The organism is Paenibacillus sp. CCS19 (assembly GCF_033239625.1).
In the GTDB taxonomy this organism is placed as follows: Bacteria; Bacillota; Bacilli; order Paenibacillales; family Paenibacillaceae; genus Paenibacillus_T.
In genome coordinates this window covers 1-15,274 of record NZ_BTCK01000038.1, presented here as the reverse complement: position 1 = coordinate 15,274, position 15,274 = coordinate 1, and the positions used below count along the sequence as shown (strand labels likewise).

Here is a 15,274-nt window from a genome sequence, read left to right as displayed (position 1 = left end):
ATTTCACAGGAGCTATAGACCGTGTCTATGACCAACAATTACGAGTTGTACAAAGTGTTCTATTGGGCCGCAAAGACGGGCAGCTTAACGCAAGCGGCCAAAGCGCTGTATGTCACGCAGCCAAGCGTTAGTCATGCGATCAAGCAGCTGGAGGACAGCTTCGGACTTACTTTGTTCTATCGAACGTCCAAGGGCGTATCGTTGACGCAGGAAGGTGCCGTGCTATACTCCTACATCGAGCAATCGCAAATCCTCATTACGGTGGCGGAGGAGAAGATGGCCGCACTCAAACACCTCGGCAGCGGAGAGCTCCGAATCGGAGGAAGCGATTCGCTGTTCAAGCATTACCTTCTCCCCTACCTCGAGGAGTATCATCAGAAATATCCGGGCATTAAGCTTCACTTGAATCACGGGACGACGCCAGAGACCATATCGTTCCTGAAGGAAGGTCGGATCGATGTCGGGGTTGTGCGGATGCCGGTCGTTGACGATCAGCTCGATGTGATGCGGGGCATTACGCTGCAGGATTGTTTCGTTGCAGGCGAGCATTATAAGGAGCTGAAAGGCGCGGTGCTGTCCATGGAGCTGCTGCTGCAGTACCCGATCATCCTCTTCTCGCGCAACAGCCGGGTACGAATGGCCATTACGGAGCTGTTCCAAAGCTATGGCTACGAAATCAAGCCAGAGATCGAGGTAGGCAGCGTCGATTTGCTCATCGAGTTTGCGCGCAAAGGGCTCGGAATCTCGTACGTAACCCGGGAGTTTGTAAGCAAAGAGCTGGAGGAAGGCTCGCTCTTCGAGGTTCAATTGGACGTCAAGCTGCCGCCGTCGCAAGTCGGATTCATGACCATGCGCAACATGCCGCTCTCCATTGCGTCGAGCAAGTTTATCGAGTTGGTCCAATAGAACAAAGCCCGCTATGACGCTAGCGGGCTTTGTTCTACTTCTTTTGTCTCTGTTCTATACCGTTGGTTTGCAAGAATCCGAGCAATATCCTTCATGTACATCTAGACAATCCTCGCAGCAGAAATGCTTAGAGTGGCATAAGTCATCTGTGCAATTGATCATGTTGTCTGTAGGATTTCCGCAGTGTTGACATTTGGCAATCGTTATATCCTCTTCCGTTTGATTGACGCGTACGCCTATGCGTTCGTCGAAAACGTACATTTTGCCATCAAACAATCGGCCTTGCACTTCAGGGTCCTTGCCATAAGTGACAATACCCCCATCAAGCTGGGCGACATCGGTAAATCCTTCGTTGAGAAGTACGCCTGTCAATGTCTCGCATCGAATTCCGCCTGTGCAATAGGTAATAACCTTCTTATCCTTAGCATCGGCAAGATTCGCACGAATCCATTCTGGGAATTCACGGAAAGAGTCGATATCTGGGCGTATCGCATTGCGGAAATGCCCCATATCGTACTCATAGCCATTCCTACCGTCAAGAATGATAATGTCTTCACTTTGAAGCTGTTCGTAGAATTCTTTAGGCGAGAGACGTTTGCCGCTCATTTTATTCGGATCCAATGGCGTGTCGTACCTTAACGTGACGAGTTCTTTCTTTGGTCTGACGAATAGTTTCGTGAAAGCATGCTTGTCGACTTCGTCAATTTTAAACACAAGGTCTGTGAACAAGGGATGATTATGCATATAAGTCAAATAGGCTTCCGTTTGCTCCCAGGTTCCTGAGAGCGTGCCATTGATTCCCTCAGCTGCGATTATGATTCTTCCTTTCACCCCAAGTTCCTTGCAGAACGCAAGGTGTTCAGCCGCAAAAGCTTCATATTCATCGATTGCAACATATTTATAATAAAGTAAAATGCGGAACGGTTTCTGGTCTTCCATGTGATTGCACTCCTTGTACGTTAATAATTGTGAAGCCGAATGCGTGTTACAATCGAACATCATTAATACTTAATAATATAAAATTAATAAGAATAAAGCAAAATAAAGCTCATTCCAGCTGTGTATCTAATCGAGATTCTGGAATAGAAAAATGGCTGCCACATGAGTGACAGCCATTTCACGTTTTACTTACATCTCTGCTGATTGCGGGAATAACATGATCGGCCGCGTACGATTATCATTTGTCCTCCTCACATTAGCATGATCCTGATCCTTGTATTCTACGGGCAATAGGATATCGATTTCCAATCCTTTGCCTGGCGCCGTTCGCAAGATCGTCTCCCCTTCTAGTCCAGACACCCTCTCTCGAATTCCGGCCAGTCCCATATGGTCAAATGACAACTGTAATCGATCCATCTCAATGCCGATTCCATTATCCTTGTAGCAATAACGAATGTTTCGCCCTTCACAGTAGAGCTGCAATTGGACATGCGTCGCCTTCGAATGCTTCATCCCATTGCGCAGCAGCTCTTGCGTAATTCGGTAGATCGCCAGCACATGTTCATCGCCTAGGTCCACGCGAAAATCTTGATGGTCGAACGTAATCGTGAAGTTGGCATTCAATTGGGCATGGGCACATAAATTTTCAATCGCTTGGATGGCTCCCATCTCCTGCAGGAATGGCGGCCTTAGCTCATTACAAGTTTCGCGAATCTGGTGAATGACATCGAGCAACCCTTCACTGATTTCATTCAAATTGGAACGGGTAGTCGCAGGCAGCTCCGCTTCGTCGCTCACGATCATCTCCAGCTTCCGATACCATAGCAGCTGATCCTGAAGGGCAGAATCATGAAGGTCACTGGCAAGCTTGCGTCTTTCTTGCTCCGACAATCGGAACAACAGGCGAAGCACCCACGGCGGTGCTTCTTCTCGCTTCAGATCAAGATCCTGTACAAGCCCTTCTATGAGCTGTAGGTTCTGATACACAAACCCAACATGGGTTATAAGCGTTCGAAGCCACATCTTCTCATCATGATTAAATTCCGTATGATTGACCTTGTCGCTGATCCATACCAAATGCTGCGTGCCGCTCCCCTGCCCGATCTTATAACAGATCCCTTTGGTTAGTTTCAGCTCTTTTCCGACTCTTACACTCGACCAATTATGTAGCAGCTGCGAATATATCTCTTCGAATGGAACGTTTCCGTGCGTTCGCTTTAACGTGATCTGCTGATTCTCATTGCTGCAATCTATAAATCCGACGGAATCAATCGGCAGCAAACTAAGCAGTTCCTTCAGTACGCATTGTTCGAGCTCGCTTACCTTCTTCACTTCGGAGACTCTATCCGAGAAGCTTTCCAAGCTTTGCTCGAATTGGTGCGCGCCTTTAATGACCTTGTTACGAAGCTTGCGATCCAATGCTTCCCTCACGTACAAGAATAGAATGCTTGATACATAAAGGACTAGAAACATCCGTCCCCACACAACGGTTCGAATCGATGTATCGATGAAAACAAGTTCCAATCCGCCAAGGAACAACAAGGTCGGCAAGAAAGCCATGATCAAATAATATCGAAGCCTGCTCATAATAAATTCGATATCGAACAGTTGATTAGAGACGACCAAATACAAGTATGTAATCGGCAGGAATAGGAAAGATAAAACAGCAATGCCGCCATTAACAAATGACATACCTGTTACAAATATCGGCAATAGTGTAAATCCAATGAATGGAAGAAATGAAGCGATATTCCCGATCATCATATATTTCATTAAAGCTTGTTGAGATGAATTTCGGTACCTAATGTACATACGGACCTGAATAAACATCGCGAGCAGAGTCCCTACCATAAATATCGTAAGTCCTTGATAGACAATGGATAACGGGGCTTTCTCGTCAACAGATAGGACGTAGATCAAATAAAAGATATTCCACGCGATAACCATCCCATAACCAATCGTAACAACTCGTTTATGAACGGAAACAATTCCCATATTAATAAAGTAACTTCTTAGAAAATGTAGAAACAATACGGGAGATATTGTCAGTGCGAGTTCGAAGACAAGAGCCGAGAGAATATTCCCGACTGTATTTCCGTATGCAGCCAAATATCCTACGGATATTGACATTAAAAACATGATTAATAATGAAGCCGAGCTGTCATATGGCTTCTTGTAGGCGATAAAGGAAGAGAAAGTGAGCATCAATACGAATAGAGCCATCGGTATGAAGAATTGGTCCCATTGAATCGGTCTGTCGGACATGTCCGAGAAATCGAATTCGATCGAGCTGCCGGCTCTCATAACCATAATGCTCGTCGCAGTATTGATTCCGTAACGATCCCCTAGATTCTTCCCCTCGACCAGTTGATGATCAACATGCGTTATAATATCTCCAGGCACAATGCCTTCCTGTCCAGCCCATCCTTCTCTGTCCATAGCGGACACAATCCACTTGCCATCTGATTCGTTTAACTCAACCGCCATATTCGGAACATTAAAATACAATAGGGTGCTCCATGCTGCAAAAAGAAGTGTGACAAATAAGAACATCCAATTTCTTAATTTCATGTTAATCATAGGATTAAAACTCCTTAAAAAACCGGCTTCGAATTATCGCAGCCGGTTTTATCTTTCAAACTTATTACAGCCAGAAGAGGGCACGAACTTGCTCTTTAGCCGTCTCGCGACCTTTGAAGATGTCCAGCATAGCTTGCTGCTGACTAGAATTCATACCCGCTAATGCTAGATTTCCTTGTTTAAACTGTGCCATCATTCCAGAATTCTGTTTTAATTGTGCGATCACTTCTTTAAGCATCGCCGATCCCACCTTTAGAATAAAATGTATATCTTGTCCCAAGTATAGCACCGTAATAATACCGCTGCATCGCAATACAGATTGCGGTATTCCGCATAAACGATTGCGGGTTGAAACTAAATACCTACTTTTTGCGATTTAATGCAAAGAAAACGTATTTGAGTCTATGTCTAGCGTAAAGCGTTTACATTCTTCTCCGCAATTGTCTCGCGATTCTCCACCACTAGGACTGCACAGTGCCTACCTCAGTTAACCCTCCATCCATCTGCCTATTCCCAAACGACACGCATCGCCATCCATATCTATGCAAAAAGCCCCCTCCCAACTTTAATCGGGAGAGGGCAACGTTCATATGTCGCTGGTTACTTCCATTGTATCAGCTAGACCGATATATCCAGTCTGCCGCCCAGATTGGGATGAGGAGCTGGAACCGACTTCAACATTTCCGTCAATTGCTGTCCTTGCTGCTGTGCCATATTCTTTGACATTGACAATACCTGTAAGCTCACCGATTGAGATAACGAAGCTTGACTCATCGCCATTGATACTGATGCAACATCCATATTCAATACTCCTCTCTTGAACGATAAGTAGACAACCTTAATATCGGACAGATGTGCGAAAATATGAAATTCAGTCGATAGGCAAAATAATTTCCACCATCGTCCCCTTCCCAACCTCGCTATCAATTCGCATCGTCCCTTTATGATTCTGAATGATGCGCATGGAAACCATTAAGCCTAACCCCGTCCCGGTTTCTTTGGTCGTAAAGAAGGGGTTTCCGATCTTCGCCATTTCTTCTTGTGGAATTCCGTACCCGGTATCTTGAATTCGAATGTATAGATGATTCTTCATTTGCTTGGCTTGAACGATCAACTCTCCGCCGTTAGGCATCGATTCGATGGCATTCTTCACAATATTGATGAATACTTGATTGATGCTGATCTGACACTGAATGAATGGTAAATTGGCATCAAACTCTTTGATTATTTGAACGTTATAAAGGTTTGCTTGTCCTTCGAATAATCTTGTAACTTGATTTAAGGTTTGAACCATGTCCCTTAACGCAGATACCTCATTAGAAGGTTTAGCCAGCACTAGCAGCTCGCTTACGATTTCGTTGATCCGATCGATCTCGGATAGCATGACATCATTGCGTAATTTCTTAGAGCCATTAAGATCCTCTTTCATATACAATTGCATGAAACCTCGTAAGCTAGTCAATGGATTTCTAATTTCATGGGCGATTCCAGCTGCAAGCTCGCCAACTAAGGATAGTTTCTCTGATCGACGAATCAATTCTTCGGATTGTATTCGTTCCGTTATATCGCGGCCCATACTGATAACGTGTTGAATTTCCCCTGCTGCATTTCTTATTTTCTTAGAGTGTGCTTCTTGCCAAATATAGTGACCGCTCTTATGACGAATTCGATAAACATGTATTCTGCTATCAGATGGATCCGTATTACTTTTCCTTAGCCAGCCGCCGTTCAAATCCTCTGGGTGCCAATATTCATAGGCGTATTTCCCAATAAGTTCATCCGGCTCATATCCAAGTTGGTTACGGATAGCTGGTGAGCAATATGAGATCATACCGTCAGGCGTTAACCTTAGAATAACGTCCTGCGAATGCTCAGAGATAAGCTTGTGCAATTCCTCGATCTTCTTGAATTCTTCTTCCTTCTTTTTCTGTTCGGTTATATCAACAATCTGGACAATAAACAGATCATCTCCATATCCCTCATGAAGATTCCTCTCTGCTGTAACATTCAGAAGACCCCACACAATGCTCCCAGATTTATGAAGATACCTTAGCTGGATCTGATAACCATCCATTTCACCTTGTATCAATTGATGCCATGATATAAGAGCTGCTCCCGAGTCTTCAGGATGGACTTTAGATGAAAGACGCAGATCAATGAATTCACTTTCCGTATACCCTATCATTGTGCATAAAGCCGGATTAGCTTTTACGATTCTTCCATTACTCAGCACCAAAGCCATTCCAATTGGAGACTTTTCAAATGTACGTGAAAAAAGACTATGGTCATTTAAATAAGACAACATTTGGTCCTCCATTGAAAGCTGTTTAATGATTACTTACCCTCAATGAGGAATTATAACAGCATTTTCGGATTAAATTAACTAATTTTACAATCTTATAATTTCAGCTTACGCCTGACGGCATCAATTCTTTAGGAAGTCTGATCACAAGCAGGCGCAAGTCAGATTTCTATTATTGTCCTATCGAATCTTCCGTTACCTCCCCTCTTATGCGCCCTTCCGACAGCTTTAAGAATAGGGACACGACAAACGAAATGGTGAGCAAAATCAACGGCACGACGCTGATCAGCACGCGAAACACGGTCTCCGGATGCGGTCCTGGCTCATCGCCGCTCTTATACCCATACAATACGCCAACAATCCAGAACGCCAGCGCGGCTATGAGCCCGCTCGATCTTGTAATAAAGCCGGCAACCGCCGTATAAATGCCCTCTCTTCTCTGACCGGTCCGCTCGGCGTCGAGATCGATGATGCGGCTGCTTATGAGCGCAGGTGTGACGAGGAATCCGGCCATGCCGAAGCCTGCGATAATGCCGGCTGCGATACCTTCCCCCAAATTGCGTGCGAACCAGAGCGGAACAGTCGCGAGCGCGTATACGGCGAACGCGAGCCGCCAGCTTGTGAGTCCGCCAAGTTTGCGCGAAATATAATACCATGCTGCGACGAGCGGTATTACCGAAACGAACACTGCGCCCATTAAGATCGATACGTCTTGTTCGGATATGCGCAGCACATACTTCGCATAGAAAGGTAACAGCGCGCCTAGCAGTCCGTTGACCGTCTGCGCGAACGAATTGGCAATATTGAACGTCCAGAACGGTTTGTTTTTCAACGTCTCGCGAAATGCTTCCAGCATCGGCATCGGGGTCGGATGTTTGATGTCTTGCCGTTCTCGAATCGATAATACGAACCCGACCATACATAGCCCGAATAGCAATGAATAGGTTACCGACATCCAGCCGAAGCCGATCGCTCCGTAGATGATTGGCGTTAGTGCTGTACCGATTAATAGCGCGATGATTTGATAGATTTGCTGCACCGCAGACGCTTTGGCGCGAAGTCGCTCTCCTTGATACAGCTCTGGGAACAATGCGCCGTAATTGACCCATAACAGCGTTGCGGCTCCCTCGAATAATACAATCGATAACACTAGCCAGACGAAAAGCCCGGTGTTTTCAAGCCCATGCGGAACCGAGAACACCATTATGAAAGCAAGCATAAACAATGGAATCGAGCCCATGATCCAGGGCCTTCTGCGCCCGAATCGGGACTTGGTTCGATCTGACAGATAGCCTGCCATCGGATTGTTGACCGCGTCCCAGAACAAGTAGATCGTACGTGCGATAGTAGCTAACCCAAGGCCTAGTCCGAGTTTTTCCACGTAATAGTAGTTGAAGTAGGATAGGAATGCTTGACTCGGCACCATCATGGCGAACATGCCAAGCGCATAAGCTGCCGGTGTGTTGAGAAATCGATTGCGCATTCGCTTTCCAACCCTTCTCGTTTGCGTGCAACGCAATTCTTAGGTTATGTAAGAAGCAGGTAGTCCTAAGCAACAGCTGTTATGATCGCTATATGTGACTCATATGCGCCGTACCTTCTATCTATTCGACATGGTCGAGCCGGCGAAACAGTCGATCTCCATATTGCGCATGCGCAAAAAAATAGACCGACAGGAAAAGACCTGTCGATCTAGCTTAAGATAGTTAGAATCTCATTTTTATCATAAAGATGAAATAATAAATAATAGGCATCCCTATGATAACGGATAGCACGGTGATTACAGTATGTACTTTCTTCTCCTCTCGCAATGTGAATAGCAACAATTTATACACCAGAATACCAATCCATCCACCTAAGCTATTCAGAAGAATATCATCAATATCTGCTGTTCCAATGCCCGCTAGTCCCTGTATGATTTCAACCAATAAAGTCATTACAAGTATCATACTCAGATTAGTAAGCACTCTTTTATTGCTCTTTAAAACGGACAAGTATACGCCAATAGGAATAAAAATAAGAATATTGCCTACCACGTTCCCAAAAGCAAACCTTGCTAAATTAGCAGAGCTGCCTGACAGGAATTCACTAATGCTACGAAAAGGAATTAAATTGATTGACCTAACGAACGTCCTATGGCTATCAAATAGTTCTGCAATCGAAACTCTCGATAAGAACAATATTTTCAATAACAAAAATATATAACAAATGAAAACGCCATATAACAAGACTGATTGAATTTGTTCTCGTTTATTCATAAGATCTCCTTTGTATATTGTAAACCTCCAATGTCATCATACACCTACACCAATTAGGATGGCTACGATTTCGAGCAAAAATGCCAACACAAAAGAACAGAATGGGGCGTGAGGAAGTTGATGGGCATGCCAAAAACCCTCCGTTGGCGTGGAGGGTTTTTGGTATATCCTTGAATCTCCTGTTCATTCTGAGTCTTTGATGACACCAATGTTATCGATCTTGTTTCCGGCACTGCCGTCGTATAGATCTCCGGTTTCGGAATCGTATTCGTATTCCTTGCCGTCACTAGGACTATATGCCAAGTAATTCCCCTTGTTGGCGCCATCTACTAGTATATCAACTTCAAGGTTCAGCTTTTCTTTGATATATTGGGCCACATCAGGTTCATAAATTAATTAGGTTGGCTCTATTACTGTGGCAATTTGACCAAAACCTCGTATTCAGCGCCTGGCTGCAGATGTTCCAGTACGCCTGATTCGATAAGCTCGCCGTTAACATATACTTCTGTCGCCTGCACACCGGCAACACGCTTCATCTCGATATTGAACTTCGCACCTCTAAACTCACGCTTCACGGAAGCTTCTTGCCATTCCGTAGGAAGCTGAGGCTTGATCCGAAGTCCGGACGGGCTTCCCTGCAAGCCGAATAGACCGTCGATCAAGCAGCGGTAAACCCACGCTACCGTACCCGTATTGAACAGATGGCTGGATCGTCCAGCGGTGCGCGGGAACTGATGATAAGCTCCGCGATAATAATTCGGGATATAGACAGGCAATTGGCCCCGGCGAACGATATCTTCCTGATTCGGTCCAGGAATCATTTTGCGAAGCAGACGATAGGCGTTATCCTGCTGTTCGCCCGCTGCATAAAGTCCGAAGATATAGAAAGCTGCCGCATGGTTATACACCGCTCCGTTCTCCGCCGAACCAGGATGCTTCTGTGTAACCCGTCCTACATCCTCGCGCATAGCCGTGTAGGAAGGAGCCAGTTTCTCCACGCCGTACGGAGTTTCCAATTGCTCCTCAACGGATCGGATAAGCTTCTCTTTCTTCTCCATATCTGCAGCGCCGCTTAACAGCGCCCAGCCTTGCGGATTGATAAAGATGCGGCCTTCCTTGTCTTCCTTGACCCCGAACGCCACGTTATCGTCCGTAATGCCACGTATATACCAATCGCCATCCCACAAATGTTGATTGACCACAGCATTCGTTTCTTCTGCCGCCAGTCGGAACGATTGAGCCGCTTCGATACGTCCGCCGGCCTCACAAATATTCGCCCAAACATTGAAGGTATACGCAGTTGCGATCGTCAACCAGCCGGAAACGCCTTTGCCTCGGACGCCTACCATATTCATAGGATCGCACCAGTCGCCTTGATGAATATAGTTCAGCCCGCGTTCGTCACGGTCTGTCATCAGATATCGCATCGCTCGGTCGATATGTTCCGATACGGTCACCAATTCCTCGCTGTCTGCAAAAGGAACCTTCTCGTCCAGCAGTGAATAATCGTTCGTCTCGTCCAAATAAGCGCTAATGCAAATAGGCAGCCACACGTTATGGTCCGAGTGCGGAACTTGGTTGATGTACTTCAGTTCAGCATCTTCGTGCAGAAGAATGCCGTCCGGCATGCCGCCGTCCGCATTTTGTTGACTTAGTGCCGTAAGGAAAGACTCTCTGGCGATCTGAGGCTTGATGTAGCTCATGCCCATATGGTCTTGTAAGTAATTTCGTGTCTGAGGATCAGTCGTAAGCCGGTTCGTTTTGCCATGATAATACATTTGCCGTGGGAGCCAGTGATTGATCATATTATCGAAATCGGCGTCCGGCGTGCGGATCTCGAGATTTCCTTTGCCTTCGCCTACATAGTCCGCGTATTCTCGTTCCGCTTTTTCGAAACCGTTTTCGCCAGTGGCGTCGGTTTGTGTGAAATAAGTCTGGCGGATCTGTGCGATCTCTTCTTCGTCCTTGGCGGGTCCGAATAGGAAACGATATTCGCTCTCTTCACCAGGTTCCAGTTCCATACGGTACTGCAGCACCGCAAGCGGCATTTCGTAACGAGCGTCTCCGTTACTCAAAGTCTCGTTCTCGATCGCGCTCGGCCGAGTAAGCCCGCCATCCCCTTCGAATGTTTCCTGGCTTGCTTCCCAAGCATATGGCTTCCGATCCGCAAGAAGATACGTTTTGTCCTTCAGCAATTTGATCTTGTCGTACTCTTTATACTTCTGATACGGCGTAACCGAGGAGCAAACCAATGCCTGCAAGTCTTCGTTGTACTCAGCGGATTGATTCATCCACGACATGTAACCGACTGTAAAATACGGGTAGACGCTGAGCTTACGTTTACTCTCCGAAACGTTCTTGACCTTCACGCGCCACATCTCAATCGCATCCTCTGTGGGCAGGCTTAAGCTCATCTCGACAGCCACACCGTTGCTCTCCGTGTTCCACACGATCCGATGTTTGCCTACTGCAAACGTATATCGATCAGCATGCGCACGCACCGGTTCATAAGGCGCCGAGAACAGCTGGCCATTTGTTTCGTCTTTTACATAAACGAACCGGCCTGGATGATGAGCGTAATAAGGCTGCTCCGGCTGCATAAACGATTTTGCTTCCATATTCGGTCCATGGGAATATTTCGCGGGCTCAGGCTGCATAAACTGCGAAGTCGCGTAGCCGCGGCAATTCAATTGAATCATCATCTTCTCGTTCCATAGAAATCCCGATGCCTTGGGCAGGATCGTAGGACTTGTAAGGACGTAATATTCATTGTCTTCAGATGCTTTAATCATTGGAATGGCCTCCATCCTATTCAAGCCTATTAATAAGACTTATCATAATCGTTTACTAACGCGTGTTCATTTTACCAGAACAAGCAAGTAAGAACTATGCAGCATTTTGGTTTATCCATATGTTTTTGTTTCATATTAGGTTACTGGGGATTCTCTAGCATGTGGACGATGATATAAAAAAACCGCAGGTTGCATGACAGGAATGTCATACTTTGCGGTTTCTTTCATAAAATACCCTTCTGCTGCACATGTACATTCAAGATGTAATTAACGCTTCCAACAACCCTTCTTTAAAAGGGTTTAACGACCATTAGCACCAATATGGTAATCATCAGAAGCTGGGCTGTTGTCTCGATTGGTATGATCCTCTTCATTAGCAGTCCGAACTCGGCGGGCACTTCGTCCCCCTTATCTTGACTTTCAGAAATGAGCTTTGTGATCTTTTTCATTCGCGGCTCGATCCATCCGTCTAGCATGACGACCGTGAGCAGTGATAATAGGATTGATACATTCAACCACATTTGGGTTATTCCCATTCTGGTTATGAACATAAGCCAAATCCCCGTTATTATCAGAATGGTCCCGCCAACTTTAGTTATTATGGCAAGCTTGGTCGTTAGTTCTAAAGAAAAGAGCAGCTGGTCAAGGTTTCTTGCGAACCTACGAATGAGGGGCATCATGAATGTGGGGCCGATGATAGCGATCGAGGCTAATATGTGTAATACGAGCAGTAATCCAAACAAACTAGTTATCCCCCTTCTCCTCTATGTGATAGGCTAGACCAACTCTCTTTCTATGGAACGCTCCTCCGAGATTGATATGGTTCAACATACATTTTGCAACATCGTCATAAGTAACATTCAGCTCATGAAGTCGGCTGTATAAATGACCTGCTAATTCTGCCTCGGAATATTCTTTGATCGTCTCTGACATTTGAATGGGCAAGGTTTCCGTTGTTACATGTAGATGGACCTGTTCTGGGTTCTCTCTCGATTCGATCATTGTGCCCGGACACATAATGGACCAATCGAGCCGAGTCTGCCGTAGTCTTTCGAAATTCCGATTATGATTTCTAAACTCAGGCGGGAAGCCAGGCAGATTGTTTCCGATAAAATTAGTGTATGGGATATGCAGTAGGCCAGCCCCTCCCATTATCCATACGCGCCCAGAGAAACTAGGTTGGGATTCGCATTGGCTTATAATGTTATCGACGATATGAACGAACTCTTCTCCTTGACCCGCATGGCCGGCTGCAATTATTGCAGCGTCTTGATGCGCCAGCGCCTCTCTGACGCTGATGGGATCCATCATACTTTCTACAATTACCTTTACATGCTTTGCCGATAAATCGCCAAGTTGACCATAAAGTTTCTCGGAATTACGTACAAATGCAGTCATTTCATACCCCATAGTTATCCCATGTGCCAGCAATCTTTTCCCTGTGTTCCCCGTTGCTCCGAAAATGATAATTTTCATTATTGTTCCTCCTCTTGAATGCTCCCCAATATCTGGTTAACTCAAGCTTAGCATCGCTTCAAAATGATGTTAAGAACCCACTTTAATGTAGGGTACTTACTTAAAAGTAAGCATCAATTCATATGTGGACTTCGGCTGTCAACTGTAGAGAAAACAAAAAAACTGCCCGGAATTCCATGGCAGCTTTGGTATGGAGTGAATGGTTTAAGTGTACAAGTTCATTGAACCAGCTTTATGATGCGGATTCTTCATATTTTCGCTTATTATGACTTTCTCCCCAAGCACACATAACTTCTGCTACAGGAATCAATGTTCTGCCGTATTCACTTAGCGAGTATTCCACTTTGGGAGGGATGGTAGAATAGACTGTTCGTTCGACGATGCCTTCTTGTTCCAAATCTCGGAGATGTTGTGAAAGCATTTTTTGTGATACATCAGGTATAAGTTTCTCCAGTTCGTTGTATCGCTTTGCGGATTCAATCAAATGCCATAATATCATGGGCTTCCATTTGCCGCTTAAAACATGAATGAGCGACTCAATCGGACATTCACGCAGATGAATCATGGATGAATCATCCCCTTACTCTTGAGGAAGTGCACTCCCTCTTATTAAGATAACAAAATCTTACATTAGCCCTGCAATCAAGTCAATCGCTGAATACTGTTGAGTCTACAAACGGCTGCATGAGGCTATACTGTGGCTATCTTAGGTTACTTTAGAGGAGCAATGAAATGGGAATTCTGAATGGCAATCCGAAAGACGAACCGTTGCATTACGGGGAGATTTATCATATATGGATGTATTCCGCGACAGAGAAATCGTCCATTTCCACTTACCAGCTCTACTTATCGCATGCAGGTGATCATGATTTAAAGCGGTTATTGAACAATCTCATTAAACAAGCGCGTCAAGCGGCTGCAGAATGTGACGAACTGCTTGTTCATAATGGCATAATGCCCCCTCCTTCCTTACCGGAACGCCCAAGCGTAAGTCTGGAGGAGATTCCAATCGGAGCTCGTTTCTCGGATGTGGAAATTATGGTCGGAGTCGCTAAGGATCTAGCTGCTGGTATGGTAGCGTGCAGTCAAATTACCGGAAGTTCGATTCGGATCGATGTCGGCTTATTATTCTCGAAATACTATGCTTTAATTCTTGCATCGAATGCAACCGCGCTGTCATTAAGCAAAGAGAAGGGCTGGATCGTGCCTCCTCCACTTCAGATACAACGGCCGGAACACTAACGATATAAAAAGCAGCCCGTCACTCCACGGGACTGCCTTCTTGTTGTTGATCGTTAAACGCCGGCGCCGATGGCTTCCGGGCGTTTGATTTGAAGAGGCGGCGGTATCAGCCAGCCTTTCTCTTTGCTAAGACGCTGAATTTGTACGCCGAGAGCGGCCTTGGTCGTGTGATATTTGCCGAATAAGGCCCCGACGTCCTCTCGAATCGACATTCCCATTGCTGTGCTGGCGGCGACAAGGCCGGCTGCCAGATCTGCCGCTACCATCGGCGCAATCTCCTGATCGGCGAACCTTGCTCCGACCGGTATCTCCTCCAGCTTCGCTTCCGGACGTTCCGGCAATTTGGGAGTCGGCGCAATGCCGTTGGCGATCAGAATCTCATCCAGTTCGTTAATCTCCAATTGTGCCTGTCGAACAACGTCTTCCATGATTGCGCGGAGATCCTTATCCCCCGTGTGGAATTTTAAAGCGCCGTAAGAGGACACGCAGCCTTTTGCCGTCGTCGATGCCTGCCAAATTGCGAAAATCTCGCCATAATGCAATGGCTCATCTTTAGGATTACCGCTTAAAACGCCCATGCTGAGATCGCTCCTTCGAGGGTATGGATTCGTGCTCGGATAACCGCCGAGAACACATATAATATATCCATGGCCAGCGCGAATATCCTGCTGAGGAAACTTGGTGTACAAAACGAAAAAAGCCGCATATAGCGGCTTTCAGATTGTAGAGAAACCCACGTTTTTTTTCAAAACGCTGGGTTTCTCTTTGTGTTTAATCGT

At 45.8% G+C, this 15,274-nt stretch carries 14 protein-coding genes; 2 read left to right on the top strand and 12 right to left on the bottom strand.

Translation table 11 applies throughout. The features are described from left to right. Positions 1–27 precede the first annotated feature (27 nt). Positions 28–906, top strand: a complete 879-nt coding sequence (locus SBI19_RS22055) for a LysR family transcriptional regulator (RefSeq protein ID WP_317971729.1) — start codon at positions 28–30, stop codon at positions 904–906. A gap of 54 nt (positions 907–960) precedes the next feature. Here SBI19_RS22055 and trhO read toward each other — a convergent pair whose 3' ends face one another. The 11 genes from trhO to SBI19_RS22000 form a co-directional block, all read right to left on the bottom strand. Next, complete coding sequence (gene trhO / locus SBI19_RS22050) at positions 961–1,845, bottom strand: oxygen-dependent tRNA uridine(34) hydroxylase TrhO (RefSeq protein ID WP_317971680.1); 885 nt, start codon at positions 1,843–1,845, stop codon at positions 961–963. A gap of 189 nt (positions 1,846–2,034) precedes the next feature. Continuing rightward, complete coding sequence (locus SBI19_RS22045) at positions 2,035–4,425, bottom strand: sensor histidine kinase (RefSeq protein ID WP_317971679.1); 2,391 nt, start codon at positions 4,423–4,425, stop codon at positions 2,035–2,037. Between the two features lie 64 nt (positions 4,426–4,489). Continuing rightward, the gene (gene comX / locus SBI19_RS22040; RefSeq protein WP_317971678.1) at positions 4,490–4,663 is read right to left on the bottom strand and encodes a competence pheromone ComX; all 174 of its coding nucleotides are present in this window, start codon (positions 4,661–4,663) and stop codon (positions 4,490–4,492) included. Between the two features lie 380 nt (positions 4,664–5,043). Continuing rightward, on the bottom strand, positions 5,044–5,226 hold the full coding sequence (locus SBI19_RS22035) for a YjfB family protein (RefSeq protein ID WP_317971677.1): 183 nt from the start codon (positions 5,224–5,226) through the stop codon (positions 5,044–5,046). 70 nt (positions 5,227–5,296) lie between these two features. Next, the gene (locus SBI19_RS22030) at positions 5,297–6,730 is read right to left on the bottom strand and encodes a PAS domain S-box protein (RefSeq protein ID WP_317971676.1); all 1,434 of its coding nucleotides are present in this window, start codon (positions 6,728–6,730) and stop codon (positions 5,297–5,299) included. Between the two features lie 169 nt (positions 6,731–6,899). Continuing rightward, a complete protein-coding gene (locus SBI19_RS22025; protein ID WP_317971675.1) occupies positions 6,900–8,210 on the bottom strand; it encodes an MFS transporter in 1,311 nt (436 codons plus the stop codon). 223 nt (positions 8,211–8,433) lie between these two features. Continuing rightward, the gene (locus SBI19_RS22020) at positions 8,434–8,985 is read right to left on the bottom strand and encodes a VanZ family protein (RefSeq protein ID WP_317971674.1); all 552 of its coding nucleotides are present in this window, start codon (positions 8,983–8,985) and stop codon (positions 8,434–8,436) included. Between the two features lie 410 nt (positions 8,986–9,395). Beyond that, entirely contained in the window at positions 9,396–11,777 is a 2,382-nt protein-coding gene (locus SBI19_RS22015; RefSeq protein WP_317971673.1) for a GH36-type glycosyl hydrolase domain-containing protein, read from the bottom strand. Between the two features lie 290 nt (positions 11,778–12,067). Continuing rightward, positions 12,068–12,520, bottom strand: a complete 453-nt coding sequence (locus SBI19_RS22010; protein WP_317971672.1) for a DUF2269 family protein — start codon at positions 12,518–12,520, stop codon at positions 12,068–12,070. 1 nt (position 12,521) lies between these two features. Then, complete coding sequence (locus SBI19_RS22005) at positions 12,522–13,253, bottom strand: NAD(P)-dependent oxidoreductase (protein ID WP_317971671.1); 732 nt, start codon at positions 13,251–13,253, stop codon at positions 12,522–12,524. Positions 13,254–13,485: 232 nt separating this feature from the next. Continuing rightward, positions 13,486–13,818 (bottom strand): winged helix-turn-helix transcriptional regulator, encoded by a 333-nt coding sequence (locus SBI19_RS22000; RefSeq protein WP_317971670.1) that lies wholly within the window; start codon positions 13,816–13,818, stop codon positions 13,486–13,488. A 167-nt stretch (positions 13,819–13,985) separates the two neighbouring features. Here SBI19_RS22000 and SBI19_RS21995 point away from each other — a divergent pair, with 167 nt between their 5' ends. Further along, on the top strand, positions 13,986–14,495 hold the full coding sequence (locus SBI19_RS21995; protein ID WP_317971669.1) for a DUF3231 family protein: 510 nt from the start codon (positions 13,986–13,988) through the stop codon (positions 14,493–14,495). Positions 14,496–14,548: 53 nt separating this feature from the next. Here SBI19_RS21995 and SBI19_RS21990 read toward each other — a convergent pair whose 3' ends face one another. Next, positions 14,549–15,073 (bottom strand): DUF3231 family protein, encoded by a 525-nt coding sequence (locus SBI19_RS21990; protein WP_317971668.1) that lies wholly within the window; start codon positions 15,071–15,073, stop codon positions 14,549–14,551. Between the last annotated feature and the right edge of the window lie 201 nt (positions 15,074–15,274).

What these genes read in the sequence shown, in the direction of transcription:
- SBI19_RS22015 (WP_317971673.1), bottom strand. Translation starts at nt 11,777, where the DNA reads ATGATTAAAGCATCTGAAGACAATGAATATTACGTCCTTACAAGTCCT.
- SBI19_RS22020 (WP_317971674.1), bottom strand. Translation starts at nt 8,985, where the DNA reads ATGAATAAACGAGAACAAATTCAATCAGTCTTGTTATATGGCGTTTTC.
- SBI19_RS22030 (WP_317971676.1), bottom strand. Translation starts at nt 6,730, where the DNA reads ATGTTGTCTTATTTAAATGACCATAGTCTTTTTTCACGTACATTTGAA.
- SBI19_RS21990 (WP_317971668.1), bottom strand. Translation starts at nt 15,073, where the DNA reads ATGGGCGTTTTAAGCGGTAATCCTAAAGATGAGCCATTGCATTATGGC.
- comX (WP_317971678.1), bottom strand. Translation starts at nt 4,663, where the DNA reads ATGCTTAAAGAAGTGATCGCACAATTAAAACAGAATTCTGGAATGATG.
- SBI19_RS22000 (WP_317971670.1), bottom strand. Translation starts at nt 13,818, where the DNA reads ATGATTCATCTGCGTGAATGTCCGATTGAGTCGCTCATTCATGTTTTA.
- SBI19_RS22025 (WP_317971675.1), bottom strand. Translation starts at nt 8,210, where the DNA reads ATGCGCAATCGATTTCTCAACACACCGGCAGCTTATGCGCTTGGCATG.
- SBI19_RS21995 (WP_317971669.1), top strand. Translation starts at nt 13,986, where the DNA reads ATGGGAATTCTGAATGGCAATCCGAAAGACGAACCGTTGCATTACGGG.
- SBI19_RS22005 (WP_317971671.1), bottom strand. Translation starts at nt 13,253, where the DNA reads ATGAAAATTATCATTTTCGGAGCAACGGGGAACACAGGGAAAAGATTG.
- SBI19_RS22035 (WP_317971677.1), bottom strand. Translation starts at nt 5,226, where the DNA reads ATGGATGTTGCATCAGTATCAATGGCGATGAGTCAAGCTTCGTTATCT.
- trhO (WP_317971680.1), bottom strand. Translation starts at nt 1,845, where the DNA reads ATGGAAGACCAGAAACCGTTCCGCATTTTACTTTATTATAAATATGTT.
- SBI19_RS22055 (WP_317971729.1), top strand. Translation starts at nt 28, where the DNA reads ATGACCAACAATTACGAGTTGTACAAAGTGTTCTATTGGGCCGCAAAG.
- SBI19_RS22045 (WP_317971679.1), bottom strand. Translation starts at nt 4,425, where the DNA reads ATGATTAACATGAAATTAAGAAATTGGATGTTCTTATTTGTCACACTT.